The organism is Bradyrhizobium sp. USDA 4532 (genome assembly GCF_024171315.1).
Lineage (GTDB): Bacteria > Pseudomonadota > Alphaproteobacteria > Rhizobiales > Xanthobacteraceae > Bradyrhizobium > Bradyrhizobium australafricanum.
The window spans coordinates 7,714,475-7,731,431 of sequence record NZ_JALJZN010000001.1 but is presented as its reverse complement, the minus strand read 5'-3'; the positions used below and the strand labels follow the sequence as shown (position 1 = coordinate 7,731,431).

General features: G+C 64.9%; 15 protein-coding genes. 2 read left to right on the top strand and 13 right to left on the bottom strand.

Features of this window, described 5'->3' with window-relative positions; genetic code table 11:
* Window positions 1-3: 3 nt before the first annotated feature.
* Entirely contained in the window at window positions 4-1,107 is a 1,104-nt protein-coding gene (locus J2R76_RS35650) for an alkene reductase (protein WP_057016961.1), read from the top strand.
* 209 nt (window positions 1,108-1,316) lie between these two features.
* Here the strand turns inward: J2R76_RS35650 and J2R76_RS35645 are convergent, their stop codons facing one another.
* The 8 genes from J2R76_RS35645 to J2R76_RS35610 form a co-directional block, all read right to left on the bottom strand.
* Complete coding sequence (locus J2R76_RS35645) at window positions 1,317-3,059, bottom strand: ABC transporter substrate-binding protein (RefSeq protein ID WP_038382516.1); 1,743 nt, start codon at window positions 3,057-3,059, stop codon at window positions 1,317-1,319.
* Between the two features lie 115 nt (window positions 3,060-3,174).
* Window positions 3,175-3,501 carry a DUF2160 domain-containing protein gene (locus J2R76_RS35640; protein WP_057016960.1) on the bottom strand — a complete coding sequence of 109 codons (327 nt, stop codon included), beginning with the start codon at window positions 3,499-3,501 and terminating at the stop codon, window positions 3,175-3,177.
* 9 nt (window positions 3,502-3,510) lie between these two features.
* Complete coding sequence (locus tag J2R76_RS35635; RefSeq protein ID WP_028333212.1) at window positions 3,511-4,317, bottom strand: carbohydrate ABC transporter permease; 807 nt, start codon at window positions 4,315-4,317, stop codon at window positions 3,511-3,513.
* Window positions 4,317-5,219 carry a carbohydrate ABC transporter permease gene (locus tag J2R76_RS35630; RefSeq protein ID WP_028338609.1) on the bottom strand — a complete coding sequence of 301 codons (903 nt, stop codon included), beginning with the start codon at window positions 5,217-5,219 and terminating at the stop codon, window positions 4,317-4,319. Before J2R76_RS35630 ends, J2R76_RS35635 begins: the two co-directional genes overlap by 1 nt.
* Window positions 5,219-6,304, bottom strand: a complete 1,086-nt coding sequence (locus J2R76_RS35625) for an ABC transporter ATP-binding protein (protein ID WP_057016959.1) — start codon at window positions 6,302-6,304, stop codon at window positions 5,219-5,221. Before J2R76_RS35625 ends, J2R76_RS35630 begins: the two co-directional genes overlap by 1 nt.
* Before the next feature lie 12 nt (window positions 6,305-6,316).
* Entirely contained in the window at window positions 6,317-7,456 is a 1,140-nt protein-coding gene (locus tag J2R76_RS35620) for an ABC transporter ATP-binding protein (protein WP_253625563.1), read from the bottom strand.
* Entirely contained in the window at window positions 7,453-8,997 is a 1,545-nt protein-coding gene (gene glpD / locus J2R76_RS35615) for a glycerol-3-phosphate dehydrogenase (protein WP_057016958.1), read from the bottom strand. The genes J2R76_RS35620 and glpD overlap by 4 nt, the downstream gene beginning before the upstream one ends.
* Before the next feature lie 341 nt (window positions 8,998-9,338).
* Window positions 9,339-10,169, bottom strand: coding sequence for a DeoR/GlpR family DNA-binding transcription regulator (locus J2R76_RS35610; protein ID WP_168857237.1), 831 nt, complete (start codon window positions 10,167-10,169; stop codon window positions 9,339-9,341).
* 29 nt (window positions 10,170-10,198) lie between these two features.
* Here J2R76_RS35610 and J2R76_RS40735 point away from each other — a divergent pair, with 29 nt between their 5' ends.
* The gene (locus J2R76_RS40735; RefSeq protein ID WP_256521284.1) at window positions 10,199-10,330 is read left to right on the top strand and encodes a hypothetical protein; all 132 of its coding nucleotides are present in this window, start codon (window positions 10,199-10,201) and stop codon (window positions 10,328-10,330) included.
* Here the strand turns inward: J2R76_RS40735 and J2R76_RS35605 are convergent.
* The 5 genes from J2R76_RS35605 to J2R76_RS35585 form a co-directional block, all read right to left on the bottom strand.
* Window positions 10,306-10,500, bottom strand: a complete 195-nt coding sequence (locus J2R76_RS35605) for a hypothetical protein (RefSeq protein ID WP_057016955.1) — start codon at window positions 10,498-10,500, stop codon at window positions 10,306-10,308. The genes J2R76_RS40735 and J2R76_RS35605 overlap by 25 nt on opposite strands.
* 176 nt (window positions 10,501-10,676) lie before the next feature.
* Window positions 10,677-11,138 carry an acyl-CoA thioesterase gene (locus J2R76_RS35600; protein WP_057016954.1) on the bottom strand — a complete coding sequence of 154 codons (462 nt, stop codon included), beginning with the start codon at window positions 11,136-11,138 and terminating at the stop codon, window positions 10,677-10,679.
* Window positions 11,135-13,231 (bottom strand): 3-hydroxyacyl-CoA dehydrogenase NAD-binding domain-containing protein, encoded by a 2,097-nt coding sequence (locus J2R76_RS35595; protein WP_253625562.1) that lies wholly within the window; start codon window positions 13,229-13,231, stop codon window positions 11,135-11,137. Before J2R76_RS35595 ends, J2R76_RS35600 begins: the two co-directional genes overlap by 4 nt.
* A 2-nt stretch (window positions 13,232-13,233) precedes the next feature.
* On the bottom strand, window positions 13,234-14,517 hold the full coding sequence (locus tag J2R76_RS35590) for an acetyl-CoA C-acetyltransferase (protein WP_253625561.1): 1,284 nt from the start codon (window positions 14,515-14,517) through the stop codon (window positions 13,234-13,236).
* On the bottom strand, window positions 14,517-16,784 hold the full coding sequence (locus J2R76_RS35585) for an acyl-CoA dehydrogenase (RefSeq protein ID WP_253625560.1): 2,268 nt from the start codon (window positions 16,782-16,784) through the stop codon (window positions 14,517-14,519). The genes J2R76_RS35590 and J2R76_RS35585 overlap by 1 nt, the downstream gene beginning before the upstream one ends.
* Window positions 16,785-16,957: the final 173 nt, after the last annotated feature.

Sequence of the window (16,957 nt, the reverse complement as noted above, 5' to 3'; positions counted from 1 at the left end):
TACATGAGCCAATCGACCAAACTTCTCGAGCCCTACAAGCTCGGCGCGCTGACGCTGCCGAACCGCCTGGTGATGGCGCCACTGACGCGCAACCGCGCGGTGCCGCCCGGCATGGTGCCGAGCCCGCTCGCGGTGGACTATTACGGCCAGCGCGCCTCCGCCGGCCTTCTGATCACCGAGGCGAGCCAGGTCTCGCAGCAGGGCCAGGGCTATCAGGACACGCCCGGCATCTATTCGAAGGAACAGGTCGAGGGCTGGCGCAGGGTCACCGATCGGGTGCATGAGCGCGGTGGCCGCATCTTCATCCAGCTCTGGCATGTCGGCCGCATCTCGCATGTCGCACTGCAGCCGAACGGCGGCGCACCGGTGGCGCCGAGCGCGATCAAGGCCAAGACCAAGACCTTCGTGAACGGCACGTTTGCCGACGTGTCCGAGCCACGCGCGCTCGAATTGTCGGAAATTCCCGGGATCATCGAGGACTTCAAGCGCGGCACGGCGAATGCGCTGGCGGCCGGCTTCGACGGCGTCGAGATCCATGGCGCCAACGGCTATCTGCTCGACCAGTTCGCCCGCGACGGCACCAACAAGCGCACCGACGCTTATGGCGGCGGAATCGAGAACCGCGCCCAGCTGATGCTGGACGTGTCCAAGGCGGTCGCCACCGAGGCCGGCGCCGATCGCACCGGCATCCGGATCTCGCCGGTGACGCCGGCCAACGACATCACCGACTCCAATCCGCAAGCGCTGTTCGACTACATCGTCGACCAGCTCAGTGCGCTGAAGCTGACCTATCTCCACGTCGTCGAGGGCGCAACCGGCGGCCCGCGCGATATCGCGCCGTTCGACTACGCCTCGCTGCGCAAGCGCTTCAAGCAGGCCTATGTCGCCAACAACGGTTACGACTTCGCGCTGGCGGAGAAGGTGCTGGAAGCCGGCGCGGCTGACCTGATCGCGTTCGGCAAGCCGTTCATCTCCAACCCCGATCTGGTGGAGCGGCTCAAGACCGGCGCGCCGCTCAACGAATGGGACAAGGCGACCTTCTACGGCGGCGGCGCCAAGGGCTACACGGATTATCCGACGCTGAAGGCGACCGAGGCGGCGGAGTAGGGAGCGCTCCTCTCTCCACATCGTCATTCCGGGGCGATGCGACGCATCGAACCCGGATTCTCGAGATTCCCCGGTGCGCAGTTGCGCACCTGAGGTCTGGTGCTTGCGCACCATCCCGGAATGACCTGGCAATCAGCAAAAAGGCCGGGATCGCTCCCGGCCTTTCGTCGTCTTCGGATGGCGTGGGCTGGTACGCCTTTGCTTGCGCCTTACTTCGCTTCGGCGCGCTTCGGCGGGTTGGCCGGCCACGACTTGATCAGCGTGTCGTAGTCGATCGTCTCGCCCTTCGGCTTCTCGTTCGCGAGCTTGCGCTGCGGAGCGATGGTGCCGTCCTTCTCGGCCTTCTTGTACCAGAACTCGGCGGATTCCTTCTTGTTCAGCTTCGGTCCGCAGGCGCCCTGCACACCGGACTTCTCAAGACGCTCCATCACCGAATCCTGGGCCGCGGCCAGCGCGTCCATCGCCTGCTGCGGCGTCTTGGTACCGGACGACGCATCGCCGATGTTCTGCCACCACAGCTGCGCGAGCTTCGGATAATCGGGCACGTTGTTGCCGGTCGGGGTCCACTGCACGCGCGCGGGCGAGCGGTAGAACTCGATCAGGCCGCCGAGCTTCGGCGCACGCTCGGTGAACGACTTGTCCCAGATATCGGACTCACGGATGAAAGTGAGACCGACATGGCTCTTCTTCAGCGACACCGACTTGGAGATGATGAACTGCAGATAGAGCCAGGCTGCCTTGCGGCGATCCGGCGGGGTCGACTTCAGAAGCGTCACGGAGCCGGCGTCCTGATAGCCGAGCTTCATGCCTTCCTTCCAGTAAGCGCCGTGCGGCGACGGAGCCATACGCCACTTCGGCGTACCGTCCGCGTTCATCACGGCGATGCCCGGCTTCACCATGTCGGCGGTGAAGGCGGTGTACCAGAACATCTGCTGGGCGATGTTGCCCTGCGCCGGCACCGGACCTGCTTCCGAGAAGGTCATGCCCTGGGCCTGCGGCGGGGCATACTTCTTCAGCCAGTCGAGATATTTGGTGATCGAGTAGACCGCGGCCGGGCCGTTGGTGTCGCCACCACGCTCGACCGAGGAGCCGACCGGACGGCAGCCTTCCATGCGGATACCCCACTCGTCGACCGGCAGGCCGTTCGGGATACCCTTGTCGCCGTTGCCGGCCATCGACAGCCAGGCGTCGGTGAACCGCCAGCCGAGCGAGGGATCCTTCTTGCCATAGTCCATATGGCCGTAGACCTTGACGCCGTTGATCTCCTTGATGTCGTTGGTGAAGAACTCGGCGATGTCTTCATAGGCCGACCAGTTCACGGGCACGCCGAGCTCGTAGCCATACTTGGCCTTGAACTTGGCCTTGTACTCGGGGTTGGTGAACCAGTCGTAGCGGAACCAGTAGAGGTTCGCGAACTGCTGGTCGGGCAGCTGATACAGCTTGCCGTCCGGCGCCGTGGTGAACGACTTGCCGATGAAGTCGTCGACGTCGAGCATCGGGTCGGTGACCTCCTTGCCCTCACCCTTCATGTAGTCCGACAGGATGATGGTCTGGCCGTAGCGGAAGTGGGTGCCGATCAGGTCGGAATCGTTGATCCAGCCGTCATAGACGTTCTTGCCCGACTGCATCTGGGTTTGCAGCTTCTCGACGACGTCACCTTCCTGGATGATGTCGTGCTTGAGCTTGATGCCGGTCAGTTCGGAGAACGCCTTGGCCAGCGTCTGCGATTCATATTCGTGCGTCGTGATCGTTTCCGAGACGACGTTGATCTCCATGCCCTTGAAGGGTTCGGCGGCCTTGGCGAACCACTCGAGCTCCTTCTTCTGGTCTTCCTTCGACAGCGTCGAGGGCTGGAATTCCGCGATCCACTTCTGGATCACGGCATCGTCGGCGGCGCGGGCCGGCGTGGCGACCGCGAGCGAAGCCGCGATCAGCGCGGCGGCGCTGGTCATAGTCAAAAGACTATCCTTTGTCGTTCTCAAATGTCGCATTATGATTCCTCCGGTTGCAGCGACAAACAAAACCCCAGGCCCGGGTTGACCCCGGATCTGCTCTTCTTCGCTTTCGTCAGACGGTGCGAAAGATCGCCACGGCTGAAAGAAGCGAAATCAGCGTTGCGAGCCACAGGCTCGAAATTTCCACGCCCTCGCCGATCGGCAGGGTGAGGATCGGATCGGTGCCGACGAGGCCGATCCACAACAGGTGGATCACCGCCGCCAGCACCAGCGAAATGAACAAACGATCGCCGCGCGTGGTCGGGATGCGCAGCACGCCGACCCGCTCGGCCTCGGGATAAACCGCCGCGAGCCAGGTCATCACGCCGAGCGTCGAGGCCAGCAGCACGAAGAAGATCGCGGTCGGCAGCGTCCAGGCCATCCATGCGATGGATTCCATGATCGCCTCCTAGACCCGGCCGAGCGCGAAGCCGCGCGCGATGTAGTTGCGGACGAACCAGATCACCAGCGCGCCCGGAATGATGGTGAGCACGCCGGCGGCGGCGAGCAGGCCCCAGTCCATGCCGGCCGCCGAGACCGTGCGCGTCATGATCGCCGCGATCGGCTTGGCCTGCACCGAGGTCAGCGTCCGCGCGAGCAGCAGCTCGACCCAGGAGAACATGAAGCAGAAGAAGGCGGCGACGCCGATGCCGCTTGCGATGAGCGGCACCAGGATCTTGATGAAGAAGCGCGGGAACGAATAGCCGTCGAGGAACGCGGTCTCGTCGATCTCGCGCGGCACGCCGGAGACGAAGCCTTCGAGGATCCACACCGCCAGCGGCACGTTGAAGATGCAGTGCGCGAGCGCGACCGCCCACGGCGTATCGAACAGGCCGATCGCCGAATACAGGTTAAAGAACGGCAGCGCGTAGACCGCCGCCGGCGCCATGCGGTTTGACAGCAGCCAGAAGAACAGATGCTTGTCGCCGAGGAAGCGGTAGCGCGAGAACGCATAGGCCGCCGGCAACGCCACCGCGATCGAGATGATTGTGTTGAGCACCACGTATTCGAGCGAATTGATGTAGCCCGAATACCAGCTCTCGTCGGTGAAGATGCGCTTGTAGTGCTGCAGCGTCGGCGTGTGCGGCCACAGCGTCATCGTCGAGACGATCTCGGCGTTGGTCTTGAAGCTCATGTTGACGAGCCAGTAGATCGGCAACAGCAGGAAGATCAAAAACAGCGCCATGATCAGGCGGCGGCCGGGGATCGAATGCATCACGCCGCTCCTTCCTTGGCCGGACGCTCGGAGCCGGCATTGACCATCACGGTGTAGAATACCCAGCACACGATCAGGATGATCAGATTGTAGACCAGCGACAGCGCCGCGGCCTTGCCGAGGTCGAACTGGCCGAGCGCAATCTTGACGAGCTCGATCGAGACGAAGGTCGTCGAATTGCCGGGGCCGCCGCCGGTGACCACGAACGGCTCGGTGTAGATCATGAAACTGTCCATGAAGCGCAGCAGCACCGCGATCAGCAGCACGCGGTTCATCTTCGGCAGCTGGATCGCCTTGAACACCGCCCAGCGCGAGGCGCCGTCGATCTGCGCCGCCTGGTAATAGGCGTCGGGGATCGACTTCAGCCCGGCGTAGCAGAGCAGCGCGACGAGGCTGGTCCAGTGCCAGACGTCCATCACGATGACCGTGACCCAGGCGTCGACCTCATTGGACACGTAATTGTAGTTGAGGCCGAGGTGGTTCAGCACATAGCCGAGCAGGCCGATATCGGGCCGGCCGAAGATCTGCCAGATGGTGCCGACCACGTTCCACGGAATCAGCAGCGGCAAGGCGAGGATGACGAGGCAGGCCGCGACGCTCCAGCCTTCGCGCGGCATCGACAGCGCGACGATGATGCCGAGCGGCACCTCGATCGCGAGGATCACCGCAGAGAAGAACAGGTTGCGGCCGAGCGAGGCCAGGAAGCGCCCGCCGAGATCGGTCGATGGATCGAGCAGCTCCTTGAACCAGCCGACCCCGTTCCAGAAGAACTGGTTGTTGCCGAAGGTGTCCTGCATCGAATAGTTCACGACGGTCATCAGCGGCAGCACCGCCGAGAACGCCACCACCAGGAACACCGGCAGCACCAGGAACCAGGCTTTTTGGTTGATCGTCTTGTCCATCAGGCGACCCCCTCCACCAAATGGCTGTCGGCATAGACGTGGACGTGCGCGGGATTGAAGATCAGCCCGGCGGTGTCGCCGGAGACCGAGAAGCCCGGCGGCACACGCGCGGCGAATTTGGTATCGCCGACCCGCACGCGGGCGAACTGGATGCGGCCGAGATCGTCGATCCGCTCGATGGTGGCCGACAGCAGCCCTGACGCCGGCGCCGCGACATCGACGAATTCCGGCCGCACGCCGATCTCGATCTTCTTGCCCGCAGGTAGCACACCATAGTTTCGATGCAGGCCGATGACATGGCCGTCGACCCGCGCCTCGTGACCACTGACTTCGGCGGGCACGATGTTCATGCCGGGCGAGCCGATGAAGTAGCCGACGAACGTATGCGCCGGCTTGTCGAACAATTCGGCCGGCGTGCCGCTCTGCACCACGCGGCCGTCATGCATCACGACGACGGTGTCGGCGAAGGTCAGCGCCTCGGTCTGGTCGTGGGTGACGTAGATCATCGTGAGGTCGAGCTCGCGATGCAGCGCCTTCAGCTTGGAGCGCAGCTGCCACTTCAGCTCGGGATCGATCACCGTTAGCGGTTCGTCGAACAGGACGGCCGCGACGTCGGAGCGCACCAGACCGCGGCCGAGCGAGATCTTCTGCTTGGCGTCGGCGGTGAGCCGTGTCGCCTTGCGTTTGAGATAGGGCGTGAGGTCGAGCAGATCGGCGATCTGCCTGACGCGCGCGTCGACCTCGGCCTTCGCGACGCCGCGATTCTTCAGCGGGAAGGCCAGGTTCTGGCCGACCGTCATGGTGTCGTAGATCACCGGGAACTGGAACACCTGCGCGATGTTGCGCTTCTGCGTCGACAGCGGCGTGATGTCACGGCCGTCGAACAGGATCTTTCCGCGCGACGGCGTCACGATGCCGGAGATCAGGTTGAGCAGCGTGGTCTTGCCGCAGCCGGACGGCCCGAGCAGCGCATAGGCGCCGCCCTGCCGCCAGGTCATGGTAACCGGCTTCAGCGCAAAGGATTCCTGCGGCGCGTCGTTGCCGCCGTAGGAGTGCGCGAGATCGACGAGGTCAATGCGGGCCATGAAGCATCTCCCTCACTTGCCGTTGCCGGCTGACGCGTTTGCAGCGCGCGCACTGCGATGCACGTTGCCCGAAAACGAGGTCGCGGGCGATGCAACGAGGCGGTCGGCGGCGTCGAACACGAAGATGTTGTCGGGATCGAGCGCGGCATCGAGCACCTGCCCGGGTTCATATTCGTGCACGCCGTGGAGAACCGCGACCCAGTTCGAGCCGTGGACATGGACGTGCACAAAGCTCTCCGACCCGGTGATTTCGGTCACCGTCACCGCGGCGGAAAATTTGTGGCGGCCGGCCGCGACGTTCCCGACCTCGAGCTGGTGCGCGCGGAAGCCGGTCCGGTAGCGGCCATCGGACAGATTGGCATAGAGGCCGGCCGCGGGCGCCTGCTCGCCGCCGGCATAGATCACTTGCGCGCCCTTCTTCTCGATGCCGATGATGTTGAGCGGCGGATCGGAAAACACCTGGGCAACGCGCAGCGTGTCGGGATGGCGGTAGACCTTCGGCGTCGCGCCGGTTTGCAGCGCCTGGCCTTGCCACATGCACACCGTGTCGCCGCCGAGCAGCAGCGCTTCCGACGGTTCGGTGGTGGCATAGACGAAGATCGCGCCGGAGGCCTCGAAGATGCGCGGCAGCTCGGCGCGCAGCTCCTCGCGCAGCTTGTAGTCGAGATTGGCGAGCGGCTCGTCGAGCAGCACGAGGTCGGCGCCCTTGACCAGCGCCCGCGCGATCGCGGTGCGCTGCTGCTGGCCGCCGGAGAGTTGCAGCGGCGTGCGCTTCAGGAACGGCTCGAGCCGCAACAGGCCGGCCGCTTCCGCCACCCGCCGCTCGATCTCGGCGCGCGGCTTGCCCTGCACGCGCAGCGGCGAGGCGATGTTCTCGTAGACCGTCAGCGAGGGATAGTTGATGAACTGCTGATAGACCATCGCGACCGAACGCTGCCGCACGTCGGCGCCGGTGACATCCTTGCCGTCGACCAACACGCGGCCGGTGGTCGGCTTGTCGAGGCCGGCGAGCAGCCGCATGATCGAGGTCTTGCCCGACAGCGTCGGCCCGAGCAGCACGCTGAGCGTGCCACGCTCCAGCGTCAGCGACACGTCGCGGATGGTCGGAATGCCATCCACGGTTCGCGTGACATTCTGCAATGTGACGCTCATGCCCGTCCTCCCGCTTCGCGGAGGGGACGTTCACCGGACACGCGGTTGGCGAGCATCCACTCGTCGAGCGCGGCGATTTCACCCGCCGTCATCCGCAAGCCCAGCTTGGATCGTCGCCAGACGACATCGTCCGCAGTCCGAGCCCATTCGTTCGCCATCAGGTACCTGACTTCGCTTTCCGTCAAGGTGGCGCCGAAGGAGCGGCCGAGATCGGCCGTCGATGTTGCATTGCCCAAGACTTTGCTGGCGCGCGTGCCATAGGCATGCGCGAGACGATTGGCGTGCGATTGCGCGAGAAACGGATAGGTGCGGATCAATTCGGCGCTCAGCGCCGCGACCGCGGATACATCCATGTCGCCGCCGGGCAGCGGCGCCTTGCCGGTCCAGCCCTCCTGCGCCTTTGTGCCGCGGAGATAAGGCGACAGCCGCTCCAGCGCCTCTTCGGAGAGGCGGCGATAGGTCGTGATCTTGCCGCCATAGATCGACAGTAGCGGCGCACCGCCGGGCGTATCGAGCTCGAACACATAGTCGCGAGTCGCGGCCTTGGCTTCGCTGGCGCCGTCGTCATAGAGCGGACGCACGCCGGAGTAATTCCAGACCACGTCCTCGGGCTTCACCGGCTTGGCGAGATACGCGCTGGCGGACGCGCAGAGATATTCGATCTCCTCCTGCGTCGCCTTCACCTTGGCCGGATCGCCGTCATAGTCGCGATCGGTGGTACCGATCAGCGAGAAGTCGCCCTGATAGGGAATGACGAAGATGATGCGGCCGTCGGCGTTCTGGAAGATGTAGGCGCGGTCGTGGTCGTAGAGCTTCGGCACCACGATGTGCGAGCCCTGCACCAGGCGCACCTTGGCGCGCGCGTTGACGCCGGCGCCCGAGGCCAGGACCTGTTCGACCCAGGGACCGCCGGCATTGACCAGCACGCGTGACTGGATCGTGTCGCGGGCACCCGTGACGCTGTCCTCGACCGTGACGTGCCAGACGCCGTCGACTTGCCTGATCTCGACCGCGCGGGTGCGGGTGCGGATCTCGGCGCCGCGATCGGCGGCATCGCGCGCGGTCAGCGCAACCAGCCGGGCATCGTCGACGAAGCAGTCGGAATATTCGAAGCCCTTGGTGTAGCGGCCCGGGATCAGCGGCTTGCCGACCGCGTCGCGCGTCAGATCGACCGAGCGCGTCGCCGGCAGCAAATGCCGGCCGCCGATATGGTCGTAGAGGAAGAGGCCGAGCCGCAGCAGCCAGGCCGGACGCAGGCCGGCGTGGTGCGGCAAAACGAAACGTAGCGGCCGAATGATGTGGGGCGCGATCTGCCAGAGGATTTCGCGTTCGATCAGCGCCTCGCGCACCAAACGAAACTCGTAATATTCGAGATAGCGCAGACCGCCATGCACGAGCTTGGTCGACCAGGACGACGTCCCGCTAGCCAAGTCATTCATTTCACAGAGGAAAACAGAGTTACCCCGGCCCGCCGCATCGCGTGCGATGCCGCAGCCATTAACGCCGCCTCCAATGATGGCGAGGTCGTAAATCTGGTCCAAAGAACGCTTCCCCCGGCAACCGCCTTCGCTTTGACGGTTTTACTTTCGTATTGGAGTAAATCACAACCAAAAACGAAAGCAAAGTGAAAATGGGGAACTCGGGCTGGGGATTCTTTGGGCGGGTGATTGCGGCTGGGGGCAGGTTACGTTCGACGCATCCGGTACTAGACCGTCACCCTGAGGTGCGAGCCTTGCGGCGCAATTGCGCCGCTGGGCGAGTCTCGAAGGGTGCGCGGCCCAAATGTGGCCGTTCACCCTTCGAGACGCGCGCAAGAGCGCGCTCCTCAGGATGACGGGGAAAAAGCTGTGCGAGGACGATGCCTCAGCAGCGAGATCGCAAACTACGCGCTGCGCAGCGCCGCGGGTGCCGCGTCGGCGGCGTTGTCGTCGAGATCGACTTGCGGCTTGTCCATCGCGACGACCACCTCGATACCGCGGCTGTGGCAGATATTGGCGAGGCCCGCAGGAAGCGGTGAATCGGTCACGAAGGTCTGGATCTGGCTCATATGGGCGATCCGCACCGGCGCGCTGCGGCGCAGCTTGGTCGAGTCCGAGACCAGCATCACGTTGCGCGCATTGGCGATGATCGCCTGCGCGACCTGCACCTCGCGATAGTCGAAGTCGAGCAGCGCGCCCTCCTCGTCGATGGCGGATGCGCCGATGATGGCGTAGTCGACCTTGAACTGGCCGATCAGCTGGGTCGCGGTGGAGCCGACCACGGCGCCGTCGGCGCGGCGCACCGTGCCGCCGGCCACCACCACCTCGATGCGCGGATGGCGGTAGAGCAGCATCGCGACGTTGAGGTTGTTGGTGATGACCAGCAGGTCCTCATGCGAGGTCAGCGCGCTCGCGACCTCTTCCGTGGTGGTGCCGATATTGATGAACAGCGAGCAGCCGTTCGGAATCCGTGCCGCCGCGGCCGCGCCGATCGCCTTCTTTTCCTCGGCGGCGACGAAGCGGCGCGCCTCGTAAGCGAGGTTCTCGACGCCCGAGGCGATGATCGCGCCGCCATGGATGCGGGTCAGCGAGCGCTGGTCGCAGAGATCGTTGAGGTCCTTGCGGATGGTCTGCGCCGACACCTCGAACCGCTTGGCGAGGTCTTCGACCATGACCCGGCCGAACGCGCGCGCGATGTTGAGGATTTCAGTCTGGCGATGGGAGAGTCCGGCCACGGCGGCCCCCTTGAAACGGCGAGTCGCCCATGGTGCGACCGTTCGGCACGGAGGTCAACGTGCAGTGCCGGGTCAGGGAAGGCCTGGGCGAAGGTGGACGCTTCGCCCGGGCCATGCGCAATGACGCGAAGGCGTTCTACGATGCCATCTGCATGGATTGACCGGCGAGCAGCCGGCGCGCCGCGCGCTCGGCCTCGCGCGCATTGCGGAAGATCTGGCCTTCAAGGCGGTCAAAAAGGTGCGATGCAGCAAAGAACTGATAACCACGCGTATCGCGCACCACGATACCCGCCGTCTGCGAACTCACTTCGATCACGTAACTGTCGGACATTGTCAGCCTCGGTTTGACTTCGGCCCGACAACGGAGTCGCTGGCTGTTTGTTCCTCGATTATTTTGCGCGGCGAAGCGCCAAAAACTCCGGGTTTTTGCAATCAAACCACGCTCCGGACTCAGTTTCGACGCGTTTCCTTTCCCACCGAATCAGCGGCACTGGCGCGCGGAGGATGTCAGGTTTCGATCGTCGCGCCGTCGCGCTGAATCGGTTGCGGATGGCCCTGCTCGTCGATCGAGACATAGGTGAAATTGCCGTCGGTGACGAGGATCGACTGCTGCTCGCGGCGGCGCAGCACCCAGGCCTCGAGATGCACCGTGATCGAGGTGCGGCCGATGCGCACCAGATTGGCGTGGACGGAGACGAGATCGCCGACATTGACCGCCTTGCGGAAGTTCATCGCGTCGATCGCGACCGTCACGGTGCGCGACTTCGCCACCTTGGAGGCGAACACGCCGCCACCGAGATCCATCTGGCTGAGCAGCCAGCCGCCGAAGATGTCGCCATTGGCATTGGTGTCGGCCGGCATCGCCAGCGTGCGGATGCAGAGATCGCCCTTCGGCTCGGCGTCGTTGCTCAGCGGCGCGTGAGCGTGGGCGTCGGTCACTTGCGAGCCGGTCACTTGCGAATCGCTCACTTGAATGCCTCCCAGCCGGGATCCGGCGCAAATCGTCCGCCGAACTTGCGCATCAAGGCCTGCATGGCCGACACCACATTGTCGACGCCGCGGCTGCGCGCATAGTTGAGCGGGCCGCCGCGGAACGGGGCATAGCCGGTGCCGAAGATCATCGCGCCGTCGACCATATCGGGATTGTCGACGATGCCTTCGCGCAAGGCGGCGACGCAGACATTCGAGATCGGCAGCACCAGGCGGTCGATCATCTCATCGGTGACCCGGGGACCGGTCTCCGGCAGCGGCGCCTTTTCCGCCTTGCCGTCCTTCCAGGTGTAGAAGCCCTTGCCGGTCTTGCGGCCGAGCTCGCCTTTGGCGACTTTTTCACGCAACCATGCAGGCGTCGGCGGCAGCGTGTCGCCGAACTTCGAGCGTAGCATGTCGCCGACATCGAGGCAGATATCGAGGCCGACCTGGTCGGCGAGTTCGATCGGCCCCATCGGCATGCCGAACTCGACGGCGGCTGCGTCGATCAGGCGCTGGTCGGTCTTCTCGTCCAGCATCATCATCGCTTCCAGCATGTAGGGCGTCAGCGCGCGGTTGACGAGGAAGCCCGGCGAGCTCTTCACCGGCAGCGGCAGGCGGTCGATGGCGCCGACGAACGCGAGCGCCTCCTTGAGCATCGCCGCATCGGTGCCGTCATGGCTGACGACCTCGACGAGTTGCAGCCGCGACACCGGATTGAAGAAGTGCAGGCCGAGCAGCCGCTCCGGCCGTGCCAGCGTGGTGCGCAGATCCTGCAGCGGGATGCTCGACGTATTGGTGGCGAGGATCGCGCCGGGCTTCATCTTCGGCTCGAGAGAGGCATAGACCTTCTGCTTCAGCTCGAGCTTTTCCGGCACCGCCTCGATGATCAGATCGGCATTGCGGACGCCGTCGCCGTCCATGTCGGGGATCAGCCGGTCGAGCGCGTCGCGCTGGTCGATCCGCTTGCGCATGATCTTGCCGAACAACTCTGACGCTCGTTTCATGGCGCCCGCGATCGGCTCGGCCTTCATGTCGGCCAAGGTCACGAGCATGTCCTGGTTGGCGCACCAGGTCGCGATATCGCCGCCCATCGCGCCGGCGCCGATGACATGGACGTGCGCAACCTTGTTGCCGCTGCCGGCGAGCTTCTTCATCTGCTCTCGCAGGAAGAACACACGGATCAGGTTCTGCGCGGTCGGCGTCACCATCAGATTGGCGAACGAGGCCTTCTCCGCATTCAGCATCGCCGAGCGGTTGCCGGCGTGCTTCTCCCACAGATCGATCAGCGCATAGGGCGCCGGGTAATGCTTGCGCGGCGCGGCCTTCTCGGCCTCGCTGCGCATCCGCGAGGCGAGGAAGCCCCTGACCGGACCAAGATTGAGAATCGAGTTGAGCGCGCCCGGCCTGGCGCGCTTCAGCCGGCCGAACACCGCATCCTTCGACGCGTTGCGGACATGGCGCTCCTGGGTGACGGCGTCGACCAGGCCGAGCGCCTTGGCGCGGCGCGCGTCGATGGTCTTGCCGGTCAGCATCAAGGTCATCGCCTGCATCGGGTTGACCAGCTCGGTGAAGCGCACGGTGCCGCCAAGACCTGGATGCAGGCCGAGCATCACCTCTGGGAAACCGAACCTGGCATCGTCGATCGCGATCCGCATCTGGCAGGCCAGCGCGACCTCGAGGCCGCCGCCGAGGCAGAAGCCGTGGATGACGGCGACCGAGGGCACGCGCAGCGCCTCGAGCCGGTCGATCACCGCATGGGCGCGGCCGATCGCGGTCTCGACCGCGCTGGAATCGCTGGCGCCGCAAAACTCATTGACGTCAGCGCCGGCGATGAAGCCGCTTGGCTTGGCCGAGCGCACCACGAGACCCGTCGGCCGCTGGTTCTCCAGCGCCGCGACGATAGCATCGAGCTCCTCGAGTAGATCGGCGGACAGCGTGTTGGCGCTGGCGCCGGCGCGGTCGAACAGCAGCCAGGCGATACCGTCGTCATCGCGCGTCAGCTTGAAATTCTTGTAGGGACTGTCGGCGGCAGGCTTCGGCCCGAGTTCGAGCACGCGATCGGCGAGAACGTCCATGATCCGTGAATCCATGATCACACCGTCTCTATCAACATCGCGCCGCCCTGCCCGCCACCGATGCATTCGGTGGCGACGCCGCGCCTGGCGCCGAGCCGCTTCATCGCATTGACCAGATGCAGCACGATGCGGTTGCCGCTGGTGCCGACCGGATGGCCGAGGCTGATCGCGCCGCCGTCGACGTTCAACTTCGCGCGGTCGATCTCGCCGGCCGCGCCATCGAGGCCAAGGATCTCGCGGCAGAATTTTTCGTCGTTCCATGCCGCGAGGCAGCCCAGCACCTGGGTGGCGAAGGCCTCGTTCAGCTCCCAGGTCTCGACATCCTGCAAGGTCAGGCTATTGCGCTTGAGCAGCGCGCTCGCCGAGAGCACCGGGCCGAGGCCCATGATCGAGGGATCGAGCGCCGACCATTGGCTGTCGAGGATGACGGCCTTCGGCGTCAGCCCGTGCTTGGCCACCGCCTTCTCGGACGCCAGGATCACCCAGGAGGCGCCGTCGGTGATCTGCGAGGAATTGCCGGCGGTGACCTGGCCCCACGGACGCTCGAACACCGGCTTCAGCTTCGCCAGGGTCTCGGGGGTCGAGTCCGGGCGGACACCGTCGTCATGGTCGAAGAACTTGCCGTCGCCGGAGAACGCGGTCTCGACCTCGCCCTTGAGAAAGCCCTGCTTCTGCGCGTTGGCCAGCCGCTGATGGCTCTCGGCAGCATATGCATCGGACTGGGCGCGGGTGATGCCGAAGAGATGACCGACCTTCTCGGCGGTCTGCCCCATGTTGAGCTCGGTGATCGGGTCGGTCAGCCCGCGCTCGAGGCCGATGATCGGCTTGAAGTAGCTCGGCTTCACCTTCAGCGCCGCGGCGATCTTGGCGCCGAGCCCCTTGGCGCCGGCGAAGCCGGCAAACCAGCGCACGCCGGAATTGGGCCAGACCAGCGGCGCGTGGCTCAAGGCTTCGGCACCGCCGGCGAGGATCAGGTCGGAGATGCCCTCGCGGATGTAGCGATAGCCGGTGTCGATCGACTGCATGCCGGAGCCGCAATTGATCTGCACCGTGAAGGCGACCATCTGTTCGCCCATGCCGAGCCTGAGCGCCGCAACCCGTGCCGGGTTCATCTCGTCGGCGATCACGTTGACGCAGCCGAGGATGACCTGGTCGAAGGCGGTGGGCGCGAAAGGCTGCCGTGCCAGCAGCGGCCGGCCGCATTGTACGGCAAGATCGACCGGGGTGAACGGGCCGGGACCGGAGCGCGCCTTCAGGAACGGCGTCCGGCTGCCGTCGACGATAAAGACTGGTCGCGCCATCAGCTCGCCGCCCTCTGCTCACCAAGCTCCTGGAAGAACTGATGCACGTCGGCGGATTTCTTGTAAATCGGGGACAGCGCCTCCGGCGCAAAATCATCGACCTCGATGACTTTGGCGACGGCCTCGTGGGCGGCGGCAAGCTTCTCGCCGTCGGCCTCGGTGATAACGCCCTTCTTGACCGCCTCCTTCCAGTCATGCAGACGCGCCGCGCGCAGCTGCTTAGCGGCATCCTCGGCCTCGGTGACGAGGCGGAAGGCTTTCTCCAGCCTTGCGATGCCGCCGTCATCCTCGACAAAGGCGAGGTCCGGCGTCAGGCGGTCGCGCGCCGCCGACGGCGACAGCACGAGCTGCGCGCATTGCTGCACGACGCGGTCCGTCGGGCCCGTGACGCGGGCGCCGAACGGCTGGATCAGGAATTTCAGCAGCCAAGCCATCGGGCGGTTCGGCAGATTGGCGAAGATTTCCGCAAAGCGGTTCTCGATGGTCTTGAAGCCGGATGCCATGCACCATTCGAGCGCGGGAAGATCCGCCTTCTGCCGGCCCTCGTCCTGCCAGCGTTTCAAAGCAGCGGAGAGCAAATACAGCTCGGACAGGATGTCGCCGAAGCGTGCCGAGAGCATCTCCTTGCGCTTCAGCGCGCCGCCGAGGGTGAGCAGCGCCATGTCGGCGCACAGCGCGAACGCCGACGAATAGCGCGACAGCTGGCGATAGAACTCGGTCGCATCGCCGGCATCCGGCGCCGGTGCGAACATCCCAAAACTCCAGCTGCGGCCCCAGGCGCGGAACATGGTTGCAAAGCTGTGGCCGACATGCTTCCAGAACGCGGTGTCGAACGCGGTCAGACCCTTGTCGCGGTCGGTCTCGCCGAGCGCGTTCATCTCCAGCAACAGATAGGGATGCGCGCGGATCGCGCCCTGCCCGAACACGATCAGATTGCGGGTCAGGATGTTGGCGCCCTCGACCGTGATGCCGACCGGCACCGAGCGGTAGAGCCCGCCGAGATAATTCTGCGGCCCGTCGATCACGGCTTTGCCGCCATGGATGTCCATGGCGTCATCGATCGCGATCCGCATCCGCTCGGTGGCGTGCAACTTCATGATCCCGGAGATGACGGCGGGATGATGCCCCTCGTTCAGTGCGGCGCAGGTCAGCCGCCGTGCGGCGTCGAGCAGATAGGCCGTGCCGGCGATACGCGCGAGCGGCTCCTCGATGCCTTCGAATTTCGAGATCGAGATGCCGAACTGCTCGCGGACGCGGGCATAGGCGCCGGTGGTCCGCGCGGCATAGGCAGCGCCGGCCGCCGACAGCGACGGCAGCGAGATGCCGCGGCCGGCGGCAAGCGCCGTCATCAGCATCTTCCAGCCCTGACCGAGCCGTGCCTCGCCGCCGATGATGTAGTCGAGCGGGATGAAGACGTCCTTGCCCCAGTTCGGGCCGTTCTGGAACACCTGCATCGCCGGCAGATGGCGGTGGCCGATCGACACGCCCGGCAGATGGGTCGGGATCAGCGCGACGGTGATGCCGAGCTCTTCCTCGCTGCCGACGAGGTGATCGGGATCATAGGCCTTGAAGGCAAGGCCGAGCAGCGTCGCGACCGGGCCGAGCGTGATGTAGCGCTTGTGCCAGTTGAGCCTCAAGCCGAGCACCTCACGGCCTTCGAAATTGCCCTTGCAGATGATGCCGGTGTCGATCATCGAGGCGGCGTCGGAGCCTGCCTCCGGGCTGGTCAGGCCGAAGCAGGGAATGTCCTGTCCGGAGGCGAGGCGCGGCAGCCATTTGTCCTGCTGCTCCTTGGTGCCGAAGCGCATCAAGAGCTCTCCGGGCCCGAGCGAGTTCGGCACCATCACGGTGACGGCCGCGGTCAGCGAGCGCGACGAGATCTTGCGCACCACCTCGGAATGCGCGTAGGGCGAGAAGCCGAGGCCGCCGAATTCCTTCGGGATGATCATGCCGAAGAATTTTTTGGCCTTGATGAAAGCCCAGACCTCGGGCGGCAGATCGCGCCATTCCCAGTTGATCTTCCACTCGTCGAGCATCCTGCAGAGCTCGTCGACCGGACCGTGCAGGAAGGCTTGCTCTTCCTCGGTCAATCTGGCCGGCGCGAACGCCAGCAATTTCGACCAGTCGGGGTTGCCGGTGAATAGATCGGCGTCCCACCAGACGTCGCCGGCTTCCAGCGCCTCGCGCTCGGTGTCCGACATCGTCGGCAGCACGCCACGCGCCCAGGAGAAGATCGGTTTTGTCATATAGTCGCGGCGGAAGCTCATGGCGGATCCCTCATGAAACGGCGGCGCGGATGGGTGATCTTATCGGAAAGTGCCGTTCACCGGTGAACACTTCGCTTCGCAGATAAAGCGAAATTGACGCGGCCCAGGCGCCATTTTGTTAACGGCACGCCGCGGGTTCAGTTCCGAAAGCTGAGGTGCGACAATCAGGTAGC